Below are 25886 nucleotides of genomic sequence, written 5' to 3'. Positions count from 1 at the left end.
ATCTCATGCACAGCACGCGCGAATACAATTTTGACGGCCTGGTCGGGCCATCGCATAACTATGCCGGACTGTCGTTCGGCAACGTGGCCTCGTTCAGCAATGTGAAAAGCGCTTCGAATCCGAAGCAGGCCGCCTTGCAGGGCCTGGCCAAGATGCGTGCGCTGGCCGCGCGCGGCTTTGCGCAAGCCTTGCTGCCGCCGCAGGACCGGCCCAATTTCCGCCTGCTGCGCGCTATCGGTTTCACGGGCACGGACGCCGAGGTGCTGGCGCGCGCCTACAAGGAGTCGCCCGTCATCCTGGCCTGCGCGTATTCCGCCTCGCCCATGTGGACGGCGAACGCCGCCACGGTCAGCCCGTCGGCGGACACGCAGGATGGCCGCGTGCATTTCACGGCCGCCAACCTGAATAACAAGCTGCACCGCGCCTTCGAGCACGCGCAGTCGGCACGCAGCCTGCGCGCCATTTTCAGCGACGACAAGCACTTCGCCGTGCACGACGCGCTGCCGTCGACGCCCGCCTTCGGCGACGAGGGCGCGGCCAACCACACGCGCCTGGGCGCGAGCCACGGCGCGCCGTCCGTTGAATTGTTCGTGTATGGTCGCGTGGAGTTCGATCCTTCCGCGCCGTCGCCGAAGCGCTATCCGGCACGCCAGACCCTGGAAGCGTCGCAAGCCGTGGCGCGATTGCACGGCCTGGACGCGAAGCGCACCGTGTACGTGCAGCAGAATCCGGAAGTGATCGACCAGGGCGTATTCCATAACGACGTCATCGCCGTCGGCAATGGCAATGTGCTGTTCTATCACGAGCAGGCGTTTGCCGATGAAGGGGAAAGCCTGTCGCAGCTGCGCCGCGCCGTCGCCGCCACCGGGGCGGAGCTGCAGGCCTTGCGCGTGGACACGGGCCAGGTGCCGATCGCGGACGCCGTCAGCAGCTATCTGTTCAACAGCCAGCTGTTGACGAAAGAAGGCGGCAAGATGGCGCTGGTGATCCCGCAGGAATGCCAGGAAAACCGCGCCGTGTCGCGCTACCTGGAAGGCCTGGTGGCCAGCGGTGGACCGATCGATGAACTGATCCATTTCGACCTGCGCCAGAGCATGCGCAACGGCGGCGGGCCCGCCTGCCTGCGTTTGCGCGTGGCCCTGACGGAAACCGAGGCGCGCGCCATGCACCAGGGCGTGATCATGACGGAAACGCTGTACCATCGTCTGGTGCAGTGGGTGGAAAAGCACTACCGCGACCATCTGGAGCCGGGCGACCTGGCTGACCCGCAGCTAGCGCTGGAAGTGCATGCGGCGCTTGAAGAATTGACGATCATCCTCAACTTACCTGGATTGTACGACTTGTAGGCGATAGAAAAACACACAGAAAATCCGAGACAGACTATCCGTAGCACAGAATTGGACGGGCGCCCCCCGTCTCTTGACACCGCTGCCGCCCAGCCACAAGCCCGAACGACAGCGTTGGACATTCACATTACCGTAATGGAGATGCAAGATGAATCACACGCCACAAGATTTGCGTACACAAACGCTGGAGCTGATTAACGCGGCTGGCAATGCAGGCAAGGCGGCAGCGCCTGTCGTGCAGCTGGTGCAGGCATGGCTCGACTCGCTCGACGCCGAAGACCTGGCCGACATCGCGCCCGACAGCCTGGCGCCCGTGCTGGTCGACGGCTTCACGCAAGCGGCCAAGCGCACCGGCAGCGGCTGCCAAATCGCCACCCTGCGTTATGCGGATGGCCGTGGCGGCATGGCGAGCGCCTTGCTGATCCTGAACGAAGACATGCCTTACCTGGTCGACTCCATCGTCATGGCCATGCGCCGCCAGCACCTGGCCGTGCGCGGCGTGATGAACACCGTGCTGCCCGTGCGCCGCGCCGCTGACGGCAGCGTCGAAGCGGTGCGCCAGCCGGGCGACCCGCTCGAATCGTATGTGCTGGTGCTGCTCGACGAAGAGCTGGCGCCGGAAGCCCTGGCCACGCTGGTCGCCGCCCTGGAAACGGTCGCGCGTGACGCTGCCGTCGTGCGCCGCGATGCCGCCGCCATGAGCGAGCGCCTGGCCACCGTCGCCACGGCCGCATCGCAGCATGGCGAAGAGGGCGCGGAAGTGGCCGCCTTCCTGGAATGGGCCCGCAGCGGCGGCTTTGAAGTGTTCGGCTACGCCTACTACCGCGTCAAGCCGGGCGTGCGCGAACTCGAACGCGACATCCCCAGCCGTGTCGGCGTGCTGCAGGATACGGCGCACCCGGTCTACGGCACCTGCCTGGCGAATATCCCGGGCGACTTCGACACCCTGGCCAAGCGCGACTCGGCGCTGTCCATCGTCAAGGCCGACGTGGCGGGCACTCTGCACCGCGACCAGCAGCTGGACTTCATCGGCGTGCGCGACATGGATGCGCAAGGCGCGATCCTGGGCGAGCATTGCTTCGTCGGCCTGTTCACCCGTGCCGGCAATTCCACCCCGCTGGCGGCGCTGCCGTTTGCGCGCGGCCGCGTGGCCAAGGTACTGAGCCTGGCCGGCGTGCGCCAGCAAGGCTTCCGTGCCGAGAAATTCCGCGAAATCCTCGAATCCCTGCCGCGCACGGAAGCGCTGGAAGCGGACCTCGACTGGCTGGCGCAAGTGTGCGGTTCCGTCGTGTCGCTGTACAAGCAGCCGCGCACCAAGGTCTTCGCGCGCCGCGACGTGTACGCGCGCCACCTGAACGTGCTGGTCTACCTGCCGCGCGAGCGCTACAGCGCCAGCGTGGCATCGAGCCTGGCCAAGGCCCTGCAAGCCAGTTCCGGCGCCACGCACGTGAGCACGCAGACCCTGGTGGCCGACGGTCCCCTGGCGCGCGTCTACCTGATCGCCCATGCCGCGCGCTACCCGCTGGACCTGGAAACGGATATCGAACAGCCGCTCTTGGGCGTGCTCGATGGCTGGCATAACGGCTTTGCCGCCGTGGCCGACGCCGTGCCCGACGTGGCCTTGCGCACCAGCCTGCGCAAACTCTGCGCCACCTTGCCACTCGATTACGTGGCCGCCACCGCGCCGGCCGTCGCCTTCCGCGACCTCGACACCATCCTGCGCAATACCGATCCGGCACACGTGGCCGTGCGCATCGAGACGGGCTTTGTGACCACGATTCGCCTGTACTCGGCCAACAAGGTGCCGCCGCTGTCGACCATTTTGCCTGCCCTGCACAATGCGGGCGTGGCCATCGACCGCGAACAGGCATATTCGATTTCGTTGTCCGACGGCACGCGCTATTTTGTCACCAGCCTGACGGTCGATGCCGCCAGCGCGGCGAAACTGGCGCAGCCATCGGTCGTCGCCGTGGCGCAGGAACTGTTTGCCGCCCTGTTCAACGACACGGCCGAAGATGGCCGCCTGAATGGCCTCGTCATCGAAGGCGGCTTGTCGACGCGCGAAGTGCAGCTGGTGCGCGCCTACACCAGCTACTGGCGCCAGACGGGCAGCCGCTTCTCGGTGCGCTACATCGCCGAGAGCCTGCGCAAGCAGCCGGCCCAGGTCAAAGCCCTGGTCGAAGCCTTCCTGCAGCGCTTCGATCCTTCGCTGTCCGATGCGCAGCACGCCGCCGCCCTGGAGGCAATCGCCGCCATCAAGGCCGGCCTGCCCTCCGTGAACCACGCCGATACCGAGGAAATCCTCGGCGCGCTGGCCGACCTGATGGCGGCCACCCTGCGCACCAGCTACTTCCAGAACAATCAACAAGGCGACAAGATCATCTTCAAGTTCGACACCAGCAGCCTGGCGCTGGTGCCGGAACCGCGTCCTTACCGCGAGATTTTCGTCTTCTCGCGCCGCTTCGAAGGCGTGCACCTGCGCGGCGGTCCTGTCGCCCGCGGCGGCTTGCGCTGGTCGGACCGCATGGAAGACTACCGCACCGAAGTGCTGGGCCTCGTCAAGGCGCAGATGGTCAAGAACGCCGTCATCGTGCCGGCCGGCGCGAAGGGGGGTTTTGTCTGCAAGATGATGCCGAAGGATGCCGTGCGTGAAACCATCGCGGCCGAAGGCGAAGCCGTCTACCGCCTGTTCATTTCCAGCCTGCTGGAAGTGACGGACAACCGTTCGCTGGGCAATATCGTCCCGCCCGTCGACACCGTGTGCTTCGACGACGCCGACCCGTATCTGGTGGTCGCCGCCGACAAGGGCACGGCCACGTTCTCGGACATCGCCAACGGCATCGCCGTGCAGCGCGGTTTCTGGCTCGGCGACGCGTTCGCCTCGGGCGGCTCGAACGGCTACGACCACAAGAAGCTGGGCATCACGGCCAAGGGCGCATTCGAAGCCGTAAAGCGCCACTTCTATGAAATGGACCACGACCTCAATACCACCCCGATCACCATGGTCGGCGTGGGCGACATGTCAGGCGACGTGTTCGGCAACGGCGTATTGCTGTCGCGCCAGCTGAAACTGGTGGCCGCATTCGACCACCGTCATATCTTCCTCGACCCGACACCGGACGTCGCCGTCTCGTTCGACGAACGTGCGCGCCTGTTCGCCTTGCCGCGCTCGTCGTGGGACGACTACAACAAGGACTTGATATCAAATGGCGGCGGCGTGTATCCGCGTTCCGCCCGCACGATCGAACTGTCGCCGCAGATCCGCGCCGCGCTCGATATCGCGGAGACCTCGCTGGCGCCGGAAGAGCTGATGCACCGCATCCTGAAGTCGCCCGTGGACCTGTTCTACAACGGCGGCATCGGCACCTACATCAAGGCCTCGACCGAGACGCACGCACAGGTGAAGGACCGCGCGAATGACCATATCCGCGTGAATGGCAATGAACTGCGCGTGAAGGTCGTGGCCGAAGGGGGGAATCTGGGTGCGACGCAGGCGGGCCGCATCGAATTCGCGCTGGCGGGCGGACGCATCTTCACCGATGCGATCGACAATTCGGCCGGCGTCGATTGCTCGGACCATGAAGTGAACGTGAAAATCTGGCTGGACGTGGAAGTCAATGCGGGCAAGCTGACCGAAGCGGAACGCAACCGCGAGCTGTATGCGATGACGGACGACGTCGAGCGCCTGGTCTTGCGCGACAACACGCAGCAGACGCATTTGCTGGTGCGCGAATTGCAGGCGCAAGGCGAGAGCGCCGTGCAGGATGGCTATGCCGCCCTGATCGCCAGCCTGGAAGAAGAGGGCGCCCTGTCGCGCGAACTCGAGCAACTGCCGTCGGTGGCCGAACTGGCGCGTCGCAAGCTGGATAATCGTGGCCTGACCACGCCGGAACTGGCGGTGGTGATCGCCAACGTGAAGAACCGCTTCAAGCGCATTCTGTCCGCTCTGCCGCTGACGGACGAAACGTGGGCCGAGCCGGTCCTGAAACCGTACTTCCCATCCTTGCTGGTGGAAACCCGTTCGGCGCTGGACCACCCGCTGGCCAACGCCATCCTGGCGACCGTGCTGGCCAATGAAGTGATCAACCGCTGCGGCCCGCTGATGATCCGCAACCTGGCGGCGGAACACGGCGTGGACGAGTCGGCCGTGATCCTGGCCTGGGGCCAGGCATGGGTGGCGCTGAATCTGGCGCCCGTGTTCGACGCGCTCGACGCGGACGCCTTGACGGTGCCGCGCGACGTGTCGATCAAGGTCGATGCGCAAACGCGCGTGCTGCAGCAAACGATGATCGCCGGCGTGCTGTCCGTGCCGGCCGAGCAGCTGCGCGGCGCCGGCCTGGCTGAACTGACCCGCTTGTTTGGAGCGGAATCGAAGCGCGACCTGCTGAAAGCGGTCGGCATCAAGTCGGAAGCGGCGCTGGTGCCGGGCTTGACGCCGGCCTTCGTGCAGGCGTGGGATGCGGTCGATGCGCTGGACGTCGTCGCCGGTTTCCTGTTCCCGGCCCTGTCCGTGCCGCGTCCTGCCTCGATGGACCTGGCGGCCTTTTTGCAAGTGGGCCTGGCCCTGCGCAGCCAGGCGGGCATCGACACCTTGGAGCGTGGCCTGAAGCTGGCCGCGCAAGGCAAGTCGCAGGAACAGTTGCGCAACTACGCGCAGCAAGCCCTGCGCCGCACGCAACAGCGTCTGCTGACGCAGGTGCTGGCGCGCGCCGAGCAAGGCAATGCCGGCCAGGCCGTCGATGCGGTGACGGGTGCGCTGGGTCTGTCGGCCTATGTGGCGGCGACGGAACTGGAGCAAGCCATGCTGGACGTGTGGACCTTGTCGGAAGCCGTGAATAAAATCACGGCGAAAACCCCAGCGGAAGCGGCGGTGTAATGACGCAAGAAGCAACGCAAGTAGTAACCCAGGTAGTACAGGGCGCTGGCGGCTTGCCGCCGGCCGTGCAGGCGCTGGCGCAGGCCGATTTCAGCGGCGTGGCGCAGCTGTTCGCCGACGCCGGTTTCACGGTGGCCTTGCCGGCGCCTGGCATGCTGCAAGTCGTCAAACCGGGAGCAGGCCGCGCCAGCGTGGCCGTCTCGGTGGGCGTGCATGGCGACGAGACGGGGCCGATCGAAGTGCTGGCGCATCTGCTCGACGCCTTGTCGCGCGATGCGTCGAAGCTGGCCGTCGACCTGCTCGTCTGCGTGGGCAATGTCGATGCGATCCGTGCCGGCAAGCGTTTCATCGACGCCGACCTCAATCGCATGTTCCGCCCCGTGCGGGGCAGCCTGGCGCAAGCGGCGGAAAGCGCGCGCGCCGATGAAATGATCGCCGCGACCAAAGCGTTCTTTGACGCGGCCGGTCCCGTGCGCTGGCACCTGGATTTGCACACGGCCATCCGGCCTTCCGTGTACCCCACGTTTGCCATCGTGCCGGACCTGGTGGCCGACGAGGCCAAGGCGCAGCTGATAGCCTGGCTGGGCCAGGCGGCCATCGGCGCCATCATCATGAACCCGCAGTCGGCCGGCACCTACAGTTATTATTCGGCCGAGCATTGCGGCGCGGCCGCCAGCACGGTGGAGCTGGGCCGCGTGGGCACCCTGGGGCAGAACGATTTATCGCTGTTCGACGACGTGTCGCGGGCGCTGGATGGCCTGTTGCGCGGCTTGCCTGCGCAGCCCGTCAAGGCGCAACCGCACGTGTTCAAGGTGGCGCAGGAAATCATCAAGCACAGCGATGAATTCCGCATGGCCTTCGATCGCAGCACGCAGAATTTCACGTCCTTGCCGCAGCACGCCGTGATCGCCAGCGATGGCGACCATGTGTACACGGTGCGGCACGCAGAAGAGCTGGTGGTGTTTCCCAACCCGGATGTGCGGGTGGGCTTGCGCGCCGGATTGATGGTGGTGCGCGTGGCTTGATCGTCCAGTCCTCACACAGCATTTGGCGCCAGCCGGGGAAACCCGCCTGGCGTTTTTTTTATGAAAAAATGCCGCACGGAAATAATTATCCATTAAGCAATTGATTGGTTTAAAATATTTACCCTTTGCAATTTTTTGGACCGATCATGTTGAAACGCCTGCTGACAGCCCTGCTGTGCCTGACCCTCTCCGGCTTCACGGCCGCCGCCCCTGCCGAGGAGAAGGCCGCCGCACCGGAAATGACGGCCGAGCAGTTCCTCGCCCAGTTGCACCTGCAGCGCGGCAAGATTACCTTGCCGGGCGGCATCGCCACCCTGGATTTGCCCGTCAATTTTCGTTATCTGTCGCCGGCCGATGCCGAGCGCGTGCTGGTCGATGCCTGGGGCAATCCACCGGGCATGGAATCGCTGGGCATGATCGTGCCTGCCAAGACCAGCGTGCTCGAGCGCGACAGCTGGGGCGTGGTGGTGACGTATGAAAAGGAAGGGCATATCAAGGATGACGATGCGGACAGCATCAAATATGACGAATTGCTCAAGGATATGCAGGCGTCCGTGCTGGAAAATAATGCGGAGCGCAAGAAGCAGGGTTATCCGGGCATCCATTTGATGGGTTGGGCGGAAAAACCCAGCTACGCCAAGGATACGCACAAGCTGTACTGGGCCAAGGATTTGATGGTCGATGGCGGCGAGCACTCGCTGAACTACAACGTGCGCGTGCTGGGCCGCGAAGGCGTACTGAACCTGAACGCGATCGCCAGCATGCAGCAGATCGAAGCGATCAAGAAAGAGATGCAGCAAGTGACGGCGTTCACGGAATTTGCCGACGGTAACCGCTATACCGATTTCGACAGCAAGACGGACAAGGTGGCCGAATACGGCCTGGCGGCGCTGGTGGCCGGTGGCGTGGCCAGCAAGCTGGGCCTGTTCGGCAAACTGCTGGCGCTGCTGCTGGCTTTCAAGAAAGTGCTGATCCTGGCCGTGGTCGGCGCCGGTGCGGCCATCGTCAAGTTTTTCGGCGGCAAGCGCAAGGAAAAGCCGCAGCCACAGCCAGTACAGCAGCAGGAGGCAGCCGAACAGCCGGGCCATGCGCCCGACGGCAAGGTGAATCTGGAAAAGTAGGATGAACTGGGCCGCTCGGTGCGCTGACGCACAGGAGTGGCATTGTGCGCGCTGCCGGAAGACAGCGCCTCGGGTACACTGGCTCATCGTTCACTATCAGGAGTCCGCCATGTCCGTGTCCATGTATCAGGCAACCATTCCCGTCTTCATCCGCGGCTTGCGGGTCGTCTCGGCCCTGCTGGAAAAAGCGCAAGCCCACGTGGAGGAAGATGGCATCGTGCCCGAGATTTTACTGGGCGCGCAGCTGGCGCCCGACATGCTGGACTTGACGGCGCAGGTGCAGCGCGCCAGCGATACGTCGAAGATGTCGGTCGAGCGCCTGAGCGGCGTGCCGGCGCCGAAGTTCGAGGATAACGAAGCGTCGTTTGAGCAATTGCAGGAGCGCATCGCCAACACCATCGCTTATATCGACAGCGTCAACGCGGGCCAGATGGCCGGTAGCGCGCAGAAGGAAGTCGTACTGAACTGGACTGACGAGGGGACAAAATTCTCGGGTGACGATTACCTGCTCAGCTTTGCCTTGCCGAATTTCTATTTTCACGTTTCCATGGTCCACGCCATCCTGCGCAACAATGGCGTGGCCGTGGGCAAGCTCGATTATCTGGGACCGTACGATTAACGTTGTGGCTGTTGGACTTGGTTCTGCACTGCATTGCCCAGCATGCCGCCGCCGATCACGCCGGCCACCGTCGCCAGCGCCTTGCCGCGGCCGCCACCTACCTGATTGCCGATCAAGCCGCCGATGACGGCGCCCGTGCCGATGCCCACGTAGTTGGGCTGGGCGGGAGCCGGCGCAGGCACTGGCTGCTGCTGGCGTACGGGTTCGCGGTAGGCCGTCTCGTGGTAGCCATCGTCATTGTAGGTAGGACGGGCCTGTGCCACTTGCGTGTGGTGCACGACGCGCTTGTGCACGACGGGTGCCGGCGCCGGAGCGGGGGCGGCTTGTGCCACCACGGGAGCGGCCACCGGTGCCGCTACTGGCGCTGCCAAGGCTGCCGCGTTCGCCGGCGTCATGGTGGCCACGTCGGCAGGGATGGCTGGCGTGGCAGGCACATTCGCCCGCGAATTGGGCAGGATGCCGGCGATGGACGCCGCGCCCACCAGGCACAGGACCGTCACGGAAATGGCGGCGCCGGCCATCAAGGGGTGGATGCGGTTGGCGGTAGTCGTCGTGTTCATGTGTTCTCCTGGGGTGGTATTGCGGGTGTTGTTGATGTGTCCAGATTAGCGGCCCCGCCTGCCCAAGGCTAGCCCTTGCGCTGTATCAAACGTAAGCAGGTGTAAGCCGCACTTTCCAAAGCACAGTAGAATCGGGACTTCCCCTATTCCGGAGTCCGCCATGAGCCAGTTATTCACGCCGTATGCACTGGGGCCGCTGCAGGTGGCCAACCGCATCGCCATCGCGCCCATGTGCCAGTACTCGGCCGACAACGGCAACGCCACCGACTGGCACATGATCCACCTGGGCCATTTGGCCCTGTCCGGCGCGGGACTGCTGATGACGGAAGCGACGGCCGTCTCGCCCGAGGGGCGTATCTCGGCCGACGACCTGGGCCTGTGGTCGGACGCGAATCAAACGGCGCTGGCCGAGGTGGTGCAGGCAATCCGCCGCCACGCGCCGATTCCGCTGGTGGTGCAGCTGGGCCATGCGGGACGCAAGGCGTCGAGCCGCGCGCCGTGGCAGGGCGGTGCCTGCGTGCACCTGGCCGAGGGCGGCTGGCAAACGGTGGCGCCATCGGCCATCGCCCACGCACCTGGCGAAACGGTGCCGCTCGCCCTTGACGAGATGGGCTTGTTGCAGATCAAGGGCGCCTTTGTCGCCGCCGCGCAGCGCGTGCATGCGCTCGGTATCGAGGGCATCGAACTGCATGCGGCGCACGGCTACCTGCTGCATCAGTTCCTGTCACCCCTTTCCAATCAGCGCACCGATGCGTATGGCGGCAGCCTGGACAACCGCATGCGCTTCCCGCTGGAAGTCTATGCAGCCGTGCGCGCCGCCGTGCCCGCCAGCATGGCCGTGGGCGTGCGCATTTCCGCCACCGACTGGGTCGAGGGCGGCTGGGACATCGAACAAAGCGTGCGTTTCGCGCAGGAACTCAAGCAGCGGGGCGCCGACTTCATCCACGTCTCCAGCGGCGGCATTTCGCCGCAGCAACAGATTCCCGTGGGACCCGGCTACCAAGTGGCGTTTGCCGAACGCATCAAGCGCGACAGCGGCTTGCCTACCATCAGCGTGGGCCTGATCACGGAGGCGCAGCAGGCGGAAGACATCATTGCCAATGGCCAGTCCGACATGGTGGCGCTGGCGCGCGCCATCCTGTTCGACCCCCGCTGGCCGTGGCATGCGGCGGCCCAGCTGGGCGCGCACGTGTCGGCGCCGCCGCAGTATTGGCGTTCGCAGCCGCGCGAATACAAGCACCTGTTCGGCGACACGACCCTGGGCCAGCGCTAACAGGTCTGCTCTGCTACACTGACGCTTCTTTCCCATTTCTCCAGGACGCTTCGACATGCGCCATTGATACTGCCGTGCCGTGCACGGCCTCGCCCATCCCGCTAGCGCGCCATTGCGCCGCGCGGGTTCGCCAGCCTTGCCCAAGGAGTATCCATGCCCGCATTACTGCAACTCGACCGTCTTTCCTTTGCCCTGCCCGATGGCCGCGCCCTGTTTTCCGATTTGCAATTTTCCTTTGCCCCGCAACGTATCGGCCTTGTCGGCGATAACGGCGTGGGCAAGAGCGCGCTGGCGCGCCTGCTGGCAGGCCGGGCGCAGCCGTCTTCTGGCGCCGTGCGCTGCGACGGCGCCGTGCATTACGTGGCGCAGGAACTCGATCCGCAGCGCTATCCCACTGTGGCGGCGCTCGCCGGCATGGACGATTTGCTGGCGGCGCTGGCGCGCATCGCTGAAGGCAGCGTCGACGAGGCCGACTATGCCCTGGTGGGCGAACGCTGGGATGCCCACGCCCGCCTGCGCCAGGCGCTCGATGCGCTTGATTTGCGTCATGTCGATGCCGATACGCCAACGAGTACCCTGAGCGGCGGAGAACGCCAGCGCATCGCGCTGCAGGGCGCCTGGCTGTCGCAGGCGGACTGGCTGCTGCTCGATGAACCGAGCAACCACCTTGATGCGGATCAACGCGCCCGTCTGGTGGCGCAGATGGCGCGCTGGCCGGGCGGCTTGCTGCTGATCAGCCATGACCGCGGCCTGCTGCAGCACGTCGATGAAATCGTTGAGCTGTCGCCACAGGGCTTGCGCAGCTATGGCGGCACTTACGCGCTGTATGCGCAGCAGCGCGCGCTGGAACAGGCCGGTTTTGCTGCCGCCCTGCAGGCGGAAAAGGCCGGCGCCAGACGCGAACAGCGCGAAGCGCAGCAGCAGGCCGAGCGCCAGCAGCGCCGTGTCGGACGCGGCGAGAGGGAAGGGCGCGAAGGCAACCAGAGCAAGCTGCTGCTGGACGCGAAAAAGGAGAAAAGCCAGGATAGTCAGGGCAAGCTGCGCGTGCGCGCGCAAGAGGCGCAGCAGGCGCGCCAGCAAAGGGTGATGGACGCCAGCGCCCGCTGCGCGCCCGAGGCCGAACGGCTGCTGCTGACGCCCGACAGCGCCGTGCCGAACGGCAAGCTGATCCTGGAGCTGCGCGAGCTGGTCTTGCCGCATGGCCAGGCGCAGCCTGTGAACCTGGTCTTGAGCGGGCCGCGCCGCCTGGCCGTGACGGGCGACAATGGCAGCGGCAAGTCGACCCTGCTGCGCGTGATTGCCGGGCAACTGGCGCCCGCCAGCGGCGAGCTGCGCTGCCATGTGCGGGTGGCGTGGCTGGACCAGCATGCCGGACTGCAAGATGGCGAGTGCAGCGCCGTGCAACGCTTGCAGGCACGCAACAGCATCTTGCCGGAAGGCGAGCTGCGCACGCGGCTGGCGTTGCTGGGCATTGCCGGCGCGCGCGCCACCATGCCCAGCCGTTTGCTCAGCGGCGGCGAGCGCATGAAGGTGGCGCTGGCGGCGGAACTGTATGCGCAGGCGCCGCCGCAACTGCTGCTGCTCGACGAACCGGACAATCATCTGGACCTGGCCAGCCTGCAGGCGCTGGAGCAGATGCTGCTGCAATACCAGGGGGCGTTACTTGTGGTTTCGCACGACCTGGCATTTTTGCAGGCGATAAACCTTGACCCGGAGGGCTTGACATTGCACAAGTGACAATTGAATGAAAAAAGTCACGCTCGATGCCTGTAGAGCATGCTTCATGAACCGATGCTGAATTTTGTTTGATTGTCGGTATAATCCACTGAATAACCGGGCCTATTTGTGAACTAAAACTGCTGGTTCACCAATATGATGACGTTTAATCTGGCACTGTTGTCGGTCACTACCGCGCTGCCAGGGCGTCATCCTCCGTGCCCTGCCGTGCATGAATTTTGGTTTCGCTTATATTGTTTTCTTGGAGAAATAGCATGTCGTTTTACGAAAAACTCAAAGCCCTCAACATTGAACTGCCAGTCGTTGCCGCGCCAGCTGCGGCCTACGTGATGCATGCCCGCACGGGCAACACCGTCTTCCTGTCCGGCCACCTGGCCAAGAAGGATGGCAAGGTCTGGGTCGGCCAACTGGGCAAGAACGTCACCACGGAAGAAGGCAAGATCGCCGCGCGCGGCATCGCCATCGAACTGATCGCCACCCTGCAAGACGCCTGCGGCGGCGACTTGAGCAAAGTCAAGCGCATCGTCAAGGTCATGAGCCTGGTCAATTCCACCTCCGACTTCACGGAACAGCACCTGGTGACCAATGGCGCCTCGGAACTGTTCGTCGAAGTCTTCGGCGACAGCGGCAAGCACGCCCGCTCCGCCTTCGGCGTGGCGCAAATCCCGCTGGGTGCTTGCGTCGAGATCGAGCTGATCGCCGAACTGGCCTAATCAGCTGAGCATGCCGGCGATTGCCGCCGGCTCGCCCTTTCCTCCTTTCCAGCAAGAGCGGAACCGCCATTGGGGTGGAGGGATCGGTGTATTCAAGAAAAAAACGGAGACACGTAATGAAAACGAGTGAACAAGGCTTGCACCGCGGCCTGGGCGAGCGGCAAATCCGCTTGATGGCGCTGGGCGCCGCGATTGGCGTGGGCCTGTTTTTGGGTTCCGGCAATGCGATCAAGATGGCCGGTCCCGGCATCATGCTGTCGTACATCATCGGTGGCGCGGTCATCTTCATGATCATGCGCGCGCTGGGCGAAATGGCCGTGCACAACCCGGTTGCCGGTTCCTTCAGCCGCTATGCCCAGGATTACCTGGGCCCCTTGCAAGGCTATCTGACGGGCTGGAACTACTGGTTCCTGTGGCTGGTCACGTGTGTGGCGGAAATTACCGCCGTCGCCATCTACATGGGCATCTGGTTCCCCGACGTGCCGCGCTGGATCTGGGCCCTGGCGGCCTTGGGCTCCATGGGCGCCATCAACTTGCTGGCCGTGAAAGCGTATGGCGAGTTCGAGTTCTGGTTTGCCCTGATCAAGGTGGTCACCATCATCCTGATGATCGTCGGCGGCACGGGCATGATCATCTTCGGTCTCGGCAATGGCGGCGTGGCCGTCGGCATCTCGAACCTGTGGACGCATGGCGGTTTCTTCCCGAATGGCGCGCAGGGCGTGCTGATGTCCTTGCAGATGGTGATGTTTGCCTACCTGGGCGTGGAAATGATCGGCCTGACGGCCGGCGAAGCGGCAAACCCGAAGAAATCGATTCCCGACGCCATCAATTCGGTGTTCTGGCGCATCCTGATTTTCTATGTCGGCGCGCTGTTCGTCATCCTGTCGATCTACCCATGGAATGAAATCGGCACCACCGGCAGTCCGTTCGTCATGACGTTCGAACGCCTGGGCATCAAGACGGCCGCCGGCATCATCAACTTCGTCGTGCTGACGGCAGCCTTGTCGTCGTGCAATGGCGGCATCTTCAGCACGGGCCGCATGCTGTACAACCTGGCGCTGCAAGGCCAGGCACCGAAGGCGTTTGCGGAAACGACGGCCAGCGGCGTGCCGCGCCGCGCTATCCTCGTGTCCGTCGTAGCGCTGTTGCTGGGCGTGCTGTTGAACTACATGGTGCCGGAGAAAGTGTTTATCTGGGTCACTTCGATCTCCACCTTCGGCGCCGTCTGGACCTGGGGCGTGATCCTGGTCACGCAGATTCAGTTCCGCAAGACCTTGACGCCGCTGGAAATCAAGAACCTGGCCTTCCGCATGCCGTTCGCGCCGTATGGTTCCTGGATTTCGCTGGCTTTCCTGGCGCTGGTGATCGGCCTGATGGCGTATTTCCCCGATACGCGCATCGCCCTGATGGTGGGACCGGCCTGGCTGATCCTGCTGACGGTGCTGTACTACGTGCTGGGCCTGGCGCCAAAGGACAAGCGCGATGACGTGCCGCAAGGCTACGAAGCGGGCTGGCCAGCGGCCGATGCGCCACACATCAAGAAGTAAGCCAGCGTAGTTGAGCTGAGTCAAAAGCGCGCCCCTGCCCCTGCAGCGGCGCGCTTTTTATTTCATATTGACAATTCCAAGCCCCGCTAGCGTCCATGCGCGTTTCGCGGCGCACGCCTGGCGTTGTTTCCTTACATCAAAGTTCTGTTTAGCTGAACCGGTGAAAGCCCTATAATCGCTTAGTTTTGAAAATGGACGCGATCTTTCCGGTTTTTTGCCAGGTAAGTAATCGCCAGGAAATTATTGTGAATTTATAGCAAACAGAAGTGGATGTGATGCAAGGCGCCCGGCGCGACGCAGTGCGAGCACTGCTAGCGATGGGTAACGCAGCAGCGCGCCACTTATGGAAGCTAGAAAACACAAGAATTTATTGGGGGTTACTCAAGGCCGGAGCGCTATTTGTTTTTACCCGTCGTACGAAAATACGTATGCCTCATAAAGGAAGTCTAGTGAGCCAAACCCTGGTCCAGAAACTCTGCCGCACCAAGCCGATCGATACCACGGTCGAATATGGTGAAGGCCTCAGCAGCAGCGGCTTGAGCCGGTCCATCGGCCTGTTTTCCCTCACCATGATCGGCGTCGGCGCCACCATCGGCACGGGTATTTTCTTTACCATGGTCGAAGCCGTCCCCAAGGCGGGCCCATCGGTCGTCCTGTCCTTCCTGATCGCCGCCATCACGGCCGGCCTGACGGCCTTGTGTTATGCGGAATTGTCGTTCCGCATCCCCGCTTCCGGCTCCTCGTATTCGTTTGCCTACGCCACCGTGGGCGAGTTTCTTGCCTTCATCATGGCCGCCTGTCTGCTGCTCGAATACGGCTTGGCGGGCAGTGCCGTGGCCATCGGCTGGTCGTCCTACCTGAATAACTTCCTGGAAAATGCCTTCGGCTGGCACATCCCCGAGATGCTGCGCACGCCGATGATCGTTTCCGGCCCGCATGGTATGGAGTTTCATGCCGGCCACATCAACCTGCCGCCCATCTTTTTGATCTGCATGTGCGGCTTTTTGCTGCTGCGCGGCGCCAAGGAATCGGCGCTGATGAACGCCATCATGGTCATCATCAAGCTGTCTATCCTCGTGTTCTTCATTGCCATTGCCTTTTCCGGTTTTAATGCAGACAACTTCGTGCCGTTCTTTAATACCGACAATAGCAAGGGTTTTGCCGGCATGACGGGCGTCACCGCTGCGGCCGGCACCGTCTTCTTCTCGTTCATCGGCCTCGATACGGTGGCGACGGCGGGCGATGAAGTGAAAGATCCCAAGCGCAATGTGCCACGCGGCATCCTGTATGGCTTGCTGATCGTCACTGTGTTTTATTTGCTGGTGGCCGTGGCCGCCCTGGGCGCGCAACAGGCCAAGCTGTTCGAAGGCCAGGAAGCGGGCCTGGCGGTGATTTTGCAAAATGTCACGGGCAAGACCTGGCCCGCGCTGGTGCTGTCGGCCGGCGCCGTCATTTCCGTCTTCAGCGTGACCCTGGTGACGATCTACGGCCAGACGCGCATCCTGTTTGCCGTCAGCCGCGACGGCCTGATCCCGAAATCGTTCCAGAAGATCCACCCGCGCACCCTGGTGCCGGTCAGCAATACCATCATCGTTTGCCTGGTGGTGGCCGTGGTGGCCGGTTCCGTCGATGCGACCTATTTGTGGGATATGGTCAGCATCGGCACCCTGACGGCCTTCATGGTGGTCTCGATCGCCGTGCCCGTGCTGCGCCACAAGCAGGGCGCGAACCGCATCGAAGGCTTCAGCGTGCCGTTCGGGCCGTACGTGATTCCGGGCTTGAGCGTACTGGCTTGCCTGTACATCATGCGCGACTTGCCGCATACGACGTTTGTCGTATTCAGCGTGTGGATGGCGGTGACGGTGGCCATTTATTTCCTGTACAGCATGCGGCATTCGCACCTGGGCAAGAAGGCCCGCTAATGCAGTCTGTTCCATCCAAAACCGCCGCGCTTGCCGGCGGTTTTTTTTATTTCTAACCGGAATTTACATGATGAAAATAACTGATCTGGCCGCCTGCGGCTTGCTGGCAAGCAGCTTTCTGGGAACCATGGCGCAAGCCGCGCCTGCCAGCGGCCCGATGCTGCACGATTACCGCGCCGTCGCCCTGTCGGGCAATGGCCAGCGCATCGCCGCCATCGAATCGAGCAAGGCAGACGAACAGCCGCAGCGCCCGCATGCGGCCATCGTGGTGCGCGACGCCGCCAACGGCGCCATCGTGCAGCAATTCGACCCGTGTGCCGTGTGTTCCTACGACAAGCCCAGCTGGTCGCCCGACGGCAGACAGCTTGCCTTTGTCGGCTACGACGCCAAGGCAGGCACGGCGCATCTGTATATGGCCACGATGACACAGGCGCAAGCTCAGATATTGACCAGTATCAAAGGTGTGGCCAGTACGGCGCGCTGGTCGCCGGACGGCAAGCAGCTGGCGCTGCTGGCGACGGTGGGAGCACGCAAGCTGGCCGGCGCCGTCGAGGCTGGCGCGCGCCAGGTAGGTGAAGTGGGCAGCGAAGACGATGCCCAGCGCATTGCCGTCGTGCCTGCCAGCGGCGGCGAAGTGCGCCTGCTGTCACCCGCCGACACCTATGTGTATGAATATAATTGGACGCCCGATGGCCGCGGCTTCGTTGCCACCAGCGCGCAAGGCAATGGCGACAGCAACTGGTGGGTCGCCAAGCTCAGCCATATTGATGCCGCCACGGGCGTCCTGCGCGTGATCGCGTCGCCGGCCATGCAGCTGAACTTGCCGTCCGTCTCGCCGGACGGCAAGACGGTGGCTTTCATTGGCGGCCTGATGAGCGATTTCGGCTCCATCGGCGGCGATATCTATACCGTACCGCTGGCCGGCGGCACGCCGCGCAATATCACGCCCGATTACCGCGGCACCTTCAATGGCGTCGTCTGGCGCGGCGCCGGCTTGCTGGCGACGGCTCTGATCGATTCGCAGCTGGCGCTGGTGCCTGTCGATGCGCACACGGGTCCGGCCCAGCCTGTGTTGCTCGGTGAGATCAGCAGCGGCGGCAGCGATGGCCGTCTGTCGTTCAGCGCCGATGGCTTGCAAGCGGCGGCCGCACAGGAAGACTTTACGCACGCCAGTTACCTGGTGGCGGGACCGGTGGGCCAGCTGAAAAAAATCACGCGCGACAATGACGGCTTTGCGCCGCAGCTGACGGTGCAAAACGTGGGCTGGAACAACGAACAATACAAGGTGCAGGGCTGGCTGCTGGGGCCGTTGACGGTGGAGGCGGGCAAGCGCTACCCGATGATCGTCAATGTGCATGGCGGGCCCGGTGCGGCCGCCTCGCCCCGTTACGTGGCGGCGAGCACCCTGATCCATGAATTGACGCAAAAAGGCTATTTCGTCTTCCTGCCCAATCCGCGCGGCAGCTTTGGCCAGGGCCAGGCTTTTACACGCGCCAACATGGCCGACTTTGGCGGCGGCGACTGGCGCGATATCCTGGCCGGCATTGATGCCGCGCAAAAAGTGGCACCCATCGACGGCCAGCGCCTGGGCCTGATCGGCCATTCATACGGCGGCTTCATGACCATGTGGGGCGTCACGCACAGCGACCGTTTCAAGGCGGCCGTGGCGGGGGCGGGCGTGTCGAACTGGATCAGTTATTATGGCCAGAACGGCATCAACCAGTGGATGATCCCGTTCTTCGGCGCGTCCGCGTACGACAACCCGGCCGTGTATCGCAAGGCTTCGCCCATCGAATCGATCAAGGCGGCGAAGACGCCGACCCTGATCTATGTGGGCGAGCGCGACGTGGAAACGCCGGCCGCCCAGTCGCTGGAATTCTGGCATGGCTTGCGCGCCATGGGCGTGCCGTCCAGCCTGTTCATTTACGACGGCGAGGGCCATTCCTTCCGCAAGCCCGAGCACCAGCGCGACTTGCAGCAGCGCACCATTGGCTGGTTCGAGCGGTATTTGAAGTAGTGATCAGTGGCCTGCCAAAGGCAGGCCAGCCTGGATAAAGCGGCTGACAACATGTTCAGGGCTAGGCGCCGTGCCGAAGGCAGTACGAATGTACGACGAGGCGCGGCAACAACGCCATGGACTTTTTGTCAGGCGCGCGGTGCGACGATGTGCACGATCGCCGCGCTATGTACCACGATCTTGTCCGCATCTGCCTGCAACAGGCGAATACGGCGCTGCACCAGCGGCCAGCCCGACCAGGCCACGTCGCTGACGGGCGGCGCGGCAGGAGGGGCCAGCGGCGCGCTGATGGTGGCCTTGTCGTCGAGCTGTTCCAGCGCGCGCGACAGGGTCAAACACACTTGCGTATGGCTGTGGCTGAGCAAGGCGTTGACGGGCGCGACGGGCAGCTGGCTGGCATGGCGCCCGAGGATCGAGCGCAGCGCCGCCACGTGGGCCACCAGCAGGTAATTTTGCACGATGAACAGGTTGATGTCTTCCACGGCCCGCTGCTTGCTGGCCGGTTCATCGAGCATGCGCACCAGCGCCGAGCTGAGCGCGGCCAGGCTGTCCATCAAGCGCTTGCGTTCGATGCGGTAGGCAAAATCATCGAAGCATTTTCCCTGCAGCAGCGCGAAGCTGGCTTGCATATAGCTGAGGTTCACATTCAGTACCTGGCGCACGAGGCGCGGCAGGCTCTGGTATTCCCAATTGGCCAGCACAAAGCTGAACACGGTGGCCACCGCCGCGCCGATCAGGGTGTCGATCAGGCGCTCGCTGACGAGGTTCGGGTTGCTGGGCGCCACCAGGTGCATTTGCAGCAAGATCATCAGGCTGACGGCAATGGCCGTGTAGCGGTAGCGCAGATAGATGAAGGTGGGCGTGGCCACGATGGAGAGGAATAAAATGCCCATCAGCACGATATTGCTGTGTACGAAGCGGATCACGATGGCCGTGACCACGCAGCCGATGATGGTGCCGATGATGCGGTCGGCGCGGCGCTGGCGCGTCATGCTGAATGTGGGGCGCAGGATGATGACGATGGTCAAGACGATCCAGTAGCTGTGCGCCGCATACGGCAGCCAGTGGCCTACAGCCAACCCCACGGAGATGGCCATCGACACGCGCAGGGCGAAGCGGAACACGGGCGAATCCAGGCGCAGATTCGATAGCAAGGTCTTCAGTTCGTATTTCTGCTGCGACAAAAACGGCGCCATGTCCGCGCCGCTCCAGAATGGCACGTCGGCATAGACTTTTTGCGTGGCAAGATGCAGCTCGGCGATCATTTTTAAAATGGCGCGGATCTTGTTGCGCTGCGCGCGCAGGGTCGCCAGCGCTTCCTGCGCGTTGTCTCCCTTCGCCTGCAGGCGGACGATCTCTGCTTCGAGATCGGCCCATTCCTTGTCATAGCTGATCTGCGCATACGAGGCGCGCTTGCGCGTGACGGCATACGCCACGGCTTCGATGTCGCGCGCCGCCTTGTAGGCCAGGTCGTGCAAGGATTTCAAGACGTCGGAGTCGGCCAGGTGCTGGCGCAGCAGCGCGTAATCCGTGTGCGTGGAGAGGATCAGTTCATACAGATCGAGCATGCACACGTGCACCTGCACGACGATAGCATCCTTGCTGTTTTTGTGGCTGCGCAAGATCAAGTCGCGTGACGCTTGCTGGCGGTCGGCCAGAATGCTTTGGTGGCGCACCAGCTTGTTGAATTGCTCCGTCAGGTTAAAACGCGTGTCGTAGAAATCGGCCTTGATGTCGATGTAGGCGGCCAGTTCGAACAGGGCTTCGGCCAGCACTTGCTGTTTGATGCGGTGGCGCAAGACCCAGGCGATGGCCATGGCATAGGCCAGATAGATCAAGCCGCCCAGCATGAACAGGCCCGCATGGTGGAACGATTGCTGCCACGTCATCTGGTGTTCCATCGACATGGTCATGATGAACAGGGCGGCCAGTTGCAAGGGCATGGATTTCTTGCCGTACACCACCATCATGCTGGCGAGAAAGCTCACCAGCACGAGCACTGTCATCAGCAGCCACTGCACGGGACCGCACAGGCTGATCAATAAGGTGACGGCGCTGCACAGCAGCACGGAGGCCAGCATTTCGTTGAACTTGTGGCGTAGCGGGCTGGGCATGTCCATCAGGGTCGTGCACAGGGCGCCGATGCACACCGTCATGGCGGTGGCGCTGTCGCTGATTTCCTGGGTCAGCAAGGCCAGGCCGACCAGGCCGATGGCCACGCGCAAGCCCAAGTAAAAATAATGGCTGTAAATAAAGGTGCGCAGGTTCAGTGCGTAGTGCATGGGATTACCTTGTGGGCAGGGCACAGAAAGAGGCGCCGCACCGGGGTCTCCGATGCGGCGCCAGGATGTTGCAGTCGCTACAGCCTTGATTTACATCAGGGCGATCACGGGATAGCGCCGCCATTCCGGCTCGGCAAAGCGCTGGCAGTTCTCGAAGATAAAGTCCAGCACGGCTTCCTGATTGCTCAGCAGGGCTGGATTCGCTGCTTTCCAGTCGGCGAACTTGGCGGCCAGCGCCGGTTCGTCGCGCAGCAGTTCGGACGCCATGTCTTCGAACACGTAATCGGAAAACGCTTCTTTCTTTTCCAGCACGCTGTTGAAGAAGCCCCAGCGGAAGAAACTGTCGTGCGCCTCGGGTTCCAGGGTTTCCACGGCATAGCGCGCGTTGTCCTGGTCCAGGCTGACCACGTAGTCGCCCGCCTGCAGCGTGAATTGTCCCGTGCGCGCTTCCAGCTTCACCGTGTCGTGGAACATGTGGCCTTCGTAGGCGGTGGCGCGTGTGCCGACGTTGGCGATGTGGTAGTAGCGCGCCGTTACCGTCTGTTCGGCGGTGATGCGTGTCATGTCGACGCCGTTCCAGCGCAGCCGCTCGATGACTTCGCGCCACGCTTGCGGCACGACATAGGCTTTCGGCGCGGTCACGGTGACGTCCGCATCGAAACGGTTGTAGTAGGCGATGTCGCGTTCCCACGGCTGCGAGCGGTCGTAGGACAGGCGCTGGTAGTCGCCCAGGATACTCGGCGTGTACTGCGCCGCATAGCCCTTGAAGGGGAAGGTCGACGGCTGCCCTTCATTCATGGTCCAGTGGATGGGCCATTCGGCTTGCGTGCGGCCCGCCGCCTTGGCTTGCGCGCGCAATTGCCTGATCTGTTCGCCATGCTGGACCGTGAACGCCATCGTGATGTCGAGCAGGGCGCGCATGGACGCGTAGCGGTCGGCAAACGGTTTCAACATGTGCGTTTCCGGCATGAAGCCGATGACGTGATGCAAGGCCGCAAAACCCGTCGAGAAACGCGGTACTTCGAGGAATTCGGCGATACCGTGGTCGGGGCTGTCCTTGACGGGATTCACGTACGGGCACGTGGGCCAGCCGGCGCTTTCCATTGCCGCAAAGATATGCGGCAGCATGGTGTCTTGCAGGAAGGGACCGAGGCCATTGCCCAGCTTATCCGTCTGCGTGTGGATCAGGGTCATCGTGTACGGGTAGTCGGCGCCGTTCGACGTGTGCGTGTCGACCATCACGTCCGGGTCCCAGCTGGCCAGCAGGCGGTTGAACACTTGCGCGTTCAGGCTGTCGCACTTGATGAAATCGCGGTTCAAGTCCAGGTGGCGGCTATTGCCGCGGAAACCGAATTGCTCCGGGCCATCCTGGTTTACGCGCGACGTGTTGGCGCGGTTCAGGCTGCCGTCGACGTTGTAGATCGGGATGAACAGCAGCACGGTGCTGCCCAGCGCCGCCAGGCGTTCCGGCTGCGTGCAGAGGTCGCGCACGATGGCCATGCAGGCGTCGATGCCTTCCGGTTCGCCCGGGTGGATGCCGTTGTTGTTGAAGAACACGGTGCGGCCTGCGCGCTTGATTTGCTCGCGGTCAAATACGCCGTCCGCGCTGACGACGCCAGCGTGGATGGGCACGCCCGAGTCGGACAGGCCGATCTGTTCGAAGTGCAGCACCTGCGGGTAGCGTGCGGCGAGATCTTTATAGAAAGTAATGCATTCCAGCCAGGTCGTGGTCTGGTTGTGGTTACCGAGTTCGTAGGTCGTGCGCAAGTCTGGTGGCATAGCGGTCTGAGTCTGGGAGGGGGAAGGCGCGCTGGGTAAGTACGCCCGCTAGGGGCCAATTGTAGCACCGGCGCTCATGCCTTGATGCGCGACAGCAGGCGATCGCCGGACTTGTGTTATGAATACGTTTCAGGCGCAAGGATGGAGGCGACATGGGCAGGACGGCGATGGCGGCACTGGTGTGGTGGGCTTGCCTGGCGGCGCAGGCGGCGCCGTTGCGCTTGCCGGCGAGCAAGGAGCCGGTGGCACAGGGCGGCTCCGTGACGGCCGCCGCACAGGGCGCGCTGATACGCTACCGGGGCTGGCTGCTGGCCGTCGATGGGGCGGTATCCGAGGAGATGCCTGACGTCTTGCTGACGTCGGCGCATGGGGGCAAGGGGCCGCAGCTGCGAGTCGGCGCGACGCAGCGTGTCTTGCCCGTATGGTCGGCTTTCGAGCTCGTCAAGGGCGGCACGCGCCTGCGCATCACGGCGTTGCCGGGGCCGGATGAGGTGGCCGCGCTGCTGCTGGACTTTGGCGACGGCGATTACCGCATCGTGATTCCCGCCGCCAGCTTGGCTCGGCCAGCGCATGGGTTGCTGGCGCAGCGCTTTCCCGGCGCCGACCTGGCCTTGCTGCTGCAGGATGGCCGGAGGGTGATGCTGCCGCTGGGAGGTGGCCGCGCGCACGTGTTTGGCGAGGAGCAAGCCGTGTCTTACCGCTTTAGCAAAGTCAAACGCTAAGTCACTAAGCTACAGGCAAAAAAAAGCCACTCCCGCAGGAGTGGCTCAGGGAACAACCGCCCGTTGCCAGGCTTATTAGTTGTTGTTATCCGCGAATTACTCGGCGCCCATTTCTTTCAGCAGGTTATCTGCGTGGTCGATGTGTTTCATGTTCCACAACATGTAGCGCAGGTCGACCTGGATCGAACGGGTGTTGGCCTTGTTGTAGTCCCAGTCGGAAATGATCGAGTCCAGCGTGCCGTCGAATGCCAGGCCGATGAATTCGCCTTTCGAGTTCAGGGCAGCCGAACCGGAGTTGCCGCCGGTGATGTCCAGGGTGGCCAGATAGTCGACCGGCACGGTTTTCAGCTTCGGATCGACAAATTTGCCGAAGTCCTTGGCTTTGATCGCGGCCAGCTGATTCGCCGGTGCATTGAACTCGCCCTGGCCCGTGGCTTTGGCGGCGACGCCATTGACGGTGGTGAAGGCGGTCCAGGTGGTGCCGTCGGCGCCATGGTCACGGCCGGCAACACGGCCGAACGTTACGCGCAGGGTGCTGTTGGCGTCAGGATAGACGGCTTGGCCCTTGCTCTTCATGAAGGCGATTTTTGCTTTCATGTAGTTGGCGTAGGCTTGCTGGATCTTGCCGGCCAGTTCTTCATCTTCCGCTTCGTTTTTCAGCGAATCCGGATACATGGCAACGGCGGCCTGGATGAAGCTGTCCTTGCTGGCCTGGAATTCGGCTGGCGTGCGTTTCAGCCAGGCTGCGCGCTCGGCCTTGTCGCCCAGCTTGCTGCCGGCATACAGTTTGTCCAGGGCAGCGGCCAGGTCGGCTTGCGACATGCCGTCCTTGATGCCGATGGCGGCGTCGAAGCTGGCGCGGCGCTGTGCGGCCGGTTGCGCGGCGTACTTGGTCAGGCTGTTCAGTACCAGCGCCTTGTCGACTTTTTCATCGTAGGTGCGCTCGACCGAGGTGATGCCCGCTTCCAGGCGTGGCAAGTCGCGCGTCTGGTAGCCGGACTTGCGTTCCGTATCGGCCTTGGTGCCTTCGTTCGACAGGCGGTACAGGCTGCGTGCCGTGTTCAGCAGGCGTGGCTGGGCGTAGCCCAGGAAGAAGTCGCGCTTGGTGTCGGCATCGCGTTCGGCGATCAGTTTTTCCACTTGCTCGATGTCGCCGGCAAACTCCGCCTTGCGGGCAGGATTAGCGTTGACCCAGGTTTTCAGGGCTTCGTGTTCCGTTGTCTTGCGCGCCAGGAAGTCGCTGCCGGCGTAGGAATCGAGCATGCCTTGGCGGTTCTTGTAGTAATTGTTCACGCCAGCAACTTGACCCGCGTATTTCAGGGCAACGTCCTTGTTGTCCTTGGTTTCGCGCGCGATGATGGCCAGGGTTTCGCCCGACGCTTTCACGAAGGCCGGGTAGTTCCAGTCAAACGTGAACGCCACTTCCGATGGCAGGCGGTGACGGTTGGTGCGGCCCGGGTAGCCCAGCGCCATGACGAAATCGCCTTCTTTCAAGCCATCCTTGGCCAGTTTCAGTACGTGTTTTGGCTGGTAAGGCACGTTGTCCTTGCTGAAATCGGCAGCTTTGCCGTCTTTGCTGACGTAGGCGCGGTAGAAACCGTAGTCGCCCGTGTGGCGCGGCCACATCCAGTTGTCGGTGTCGCCGCCGAACTTGCCGACGCCGGCCGGAGGCGCGTGCACCAGGCGCACGTCGCGGATTTCCAGTTGCTTGATCAGGTAGAACTCCAGGCCGCCGTAGTAGCTCGACACGGTGCAGCGGAAACCCGCTTCTTTTTCGCATTCGGCGACCAGTTTCTTCTGGTTTTTCTCGATCGCGTCAATGCGTGCCTTGCCTTGCAGCTTGGCCACGTCGGCGCTGATGATCTTGTCGCTGACATTGGTCACGGCCGAGGTGACGAAGATGCGGCTGCCCGGGGCGGCCGGCAATTCTTCAGCGAACGTCTTGGCCAGGAAACCGTTGGCCAGCAAATCGCGCTCCTTGGTCGAATTGACCGCCACGCTGTTGTAGACGCAATGGTGGTTGGTGGCAACCAGGCCTTGCGGCGAGACGAACGACGCCGAGCAACCGCCCAGGCTGACGATGGCGCCCATCGGGAATTCGGTCAGTTTGGTCAGGGTGGCCGGGTCGAGTTTCAGTCCGGCGGCTTTCAGTTCCTTGGCTACTTGTGGCAGCTGTTGGGGCATCCACATGCCTTCGTCGGCGTGTGCGAAGTTGCTCAGGATGGCGAGCGCGATGAGAGATTTTTTCATTCGAGTTCTGTTCTTTTACATTGTAGGGAAGTCGGAATCAGCGGAGTACCCGCTGATTGTGCAGCGGGCGACATAGAGTATCCGTATCGAACTCGCA

Annotated in this window: 16 protein-coding genes; 12 read left to right on the top strand and 4 right to left on the bottom strand. The window is 63.1% G+C overall.

The genetic code is table 11. The features are described 5' to 3' along the window. Positions 1-5: 5 nt before the first annotated feature. The 5 genes from astB to AC1RJW_RS12060 all read left to right on the top strand — a co-directional run bounded on the left by astB (position 6) and on the right by AC1RJW_RS12060 (position 8987). The gene (gene astB, locus AC1RJW_RS12080) at positions 6-1346 is read left to right on the top strand and encodes an N-succinylarginine dihydrolase (RefSeq protein WP_493045111.1); all 1341 of its coding nucleotides are present in this window, start codon (positions 6-8) and stop codon (positions 1344-1346) included. 148 nt (positions 1347-1494) lie between these two features. Beyond that, the gene (locus AC1RJW_RS12075) at positions 1495-6222 is read left to right on the top strand and encodes an NAD-glutamate dehydrogenase domain-containing protein (protein ID WP_493045110.1); all 4728 of its coding nucleotides are present in this window, start codon (positions 1495-1497) and stop codon (positions 6220-6222) included. After that, on the top strand, positions 6222-7247 hold the full coding sequence (locus tag AC1RJW_RS12070; protein WP_493045109.1) for a succinylglutamate desuccinylase: 1026 nt from the start codon (positions 6222-6224) through the stop codon (positions 7245-7247). The genes AC1RJW_RS12075 and AC1RJW_RS12070 overlap by 1 nt, the downstream gene beginning before the upstream one ends. Positions 7248-7393: 146 nt before the next feature. Next, a complete protein-coding gene (locus AC1RJW_RS12065; RefSeq protein ID WP_493045108.1) occupies positions 7394-8368 on the top strand; it encodes a DUF2167 domain-containing protein in 975 nt (324 codons plus the stop codon). A gap of 109 nt (positions 8369-8477) precedes the next feature. Continuing rightward, positions 8478-8987: a DUF1993 domain-containing protein gene (locus tag AC1RJW_RS12060; protein WP_046684523.1), complete on the top strand. Its 510-nt coding sequence runs from the start codon at positions 8478-8480 to the stop codon at positions 8985-8987. Here AC1RJW_RS12060 and AC1RJW_RS12055 read toward each other — a convergent pair. Beyond that, positions 8984-9547: a glycine zipper 2TM domain-containing protein gene (locus AC1RJW_RS12055; RefSeq protein WP_493045107.1), complete on the bottom strand. Its 564-nt coding sequence runs from the start codon at positions 9545-9547 to the stop codon at positions 8984-8986. The genes AC1RJW_RS12060 and AC1RJW_RS12055 overlap by 4 nt on opposite strands. A 160-nt stretch (positions 9548-9707) precedes the next feature. On the opposite strand from AC1RJW_RS12055, the gene AC1RJW_RS12050 reads away from it, so the two are divergent. The 6 genes from AC1RJW_RS12050 to AC1RJW_RS12025 all read left to right on the top strand — a co-directional run bounded on the left by AC1RJW_RS12050 (position 9708) and on the right by AC1RJW_RS12025 (position 18756). Then, a complete protein-coding gene (locus tag AC1RJW_RS12050; RefSeq protein WP_493045106.1) occupies positions 9708-10820 on the top strand; it encodes an NADH:flavin oxidoreductase/NADH oxidase in 1113 nt (370 codons plus the stop codon). A 153-nt stretch (positions 10821-10973) separates the two neighbouring features. Then, positions 10974-12557 (top strand): ABC-F family ATP-binding cassette domain-containing protein, encoded by a 1584-nt coding sequence (locus AC1RJW_RS12045; RefSeq protein WP_493045105.1) that lies wholly within the window; start codon positions 10974-10976, stop codon positions 12555-12557. 254 nt (positions 12558-12811) lie between these two features. Then, positions 12812-13270, top strand: a complete 459-nt coding sequence (locus tag AC1RJW_RS12040; protein WP_493045104.1) for a RidA family protein — start codon at positions 12812-12814, stop codon at positions 13268-13270. 116 nt (positions 13271-13386) lie between these two features. Beyond that, the gene (locus AC1RJW_RS12035) at positions 13387-14817 is read left to right on the top strand and encodes an amino acid permease (RefSeq protein WP_493045103.1); all 1431 of its coding nucleotides are present in this window, start codon (positions 13387-13389) and stop codon (positions 14815-14817) included. A gap of 449 nt (positions 14818-15266) precedes the next feature. Continuing rightward, positions 15267-16739, top strand: coding sequence for an amino acid permease (locus AC1RJW_RS12030; protein ID WP_493045102.1), 1473 nt, complete (start codon positions 15267-15269; stop codon positions 16737-16739). A 67-nt stretch (positions 16740-16806) separates the two neighbouring features. Then, the gene (locus tag AC1RJW_RS12025) at positions 16807-18756 is read left to right on the top strand and encodes a S9 family peptidase (RefSeq protein WP_493045101.1); all 1950 of its coding nucleotides are present in this window, start codon (positions 16807-16809) and stop codon (positions 18754-18756) included. 128 nt (positions 18757-18884) lie between these two features. On the opposite strand, the gene AC1RJW_RS12020 is transcribed toward AC1RJW_RS12025, so the two are convergent. Continuing rightward, positions 18885-21038 carry an FUSC family protein gene (locus tag AC1RJW_RS12020; protein WP_493045100.1) on the bottom strand — a complete coding sequence of 718 codons (2154 nt, stop codon included), beginning with the start codon at positions 21036-21038 and terminating at the stop codon, positions 18885-18887. Positions 21039-21128: 90 nt separating this feature from the next. After that, positions 21129-22817, bottom strand: a complete 1689-nt coding sequence (locus tag AC1RJW_RS12015; RefSeq protein WP_493045099.1) for a M14 family zinc carboxypeptidase — start codon at positions 22815-22817, stop codon at positions 21129-21131. A 152-nt stretch (positions 22818-22969) separates the two neighbouring features. Between AC1RJW_RS12015 and AC1RJW_RS12010 the strand changes: the two genes are divergently transcribed. Further along, positions 22970-23539, top strand: a complete 570-nt coding sequence (locus AC1RJW_RS12010; protein ID WP_493045098.1) for a hypothetical protein — start codon at positions 22970-22972, stop codon at positions 23537-23539. 96 nt (positions 23540-23635) lie between these two features. Here the strand turns inward: AC1RJW_RS12010 and AC1RJW_RS12005 are convergent, their stop codons facing one another. Next, the gene (locus AC1RJW_RS12005; protein WP_493045097.1) at positions 23636-25789 is read right to left on the bottom strand and encodes a S46 family peptidase; all 2154 of its coding nucleotides are present in this window, start codon (positions 25787-25789) and stop codon (positions 23636-23638) included. Positions 25790-25886: the final 97 nt, after the last annotated feature.

The organism is Janthinobacterium sp. GW822-FHT07A03, assembly GCF_058798815.1.
The sequence above is the reverse complement of the archived record's forward strand: the minus strand, read 5'-3'. Positions and strand labels throughout refer to the sequence as shown.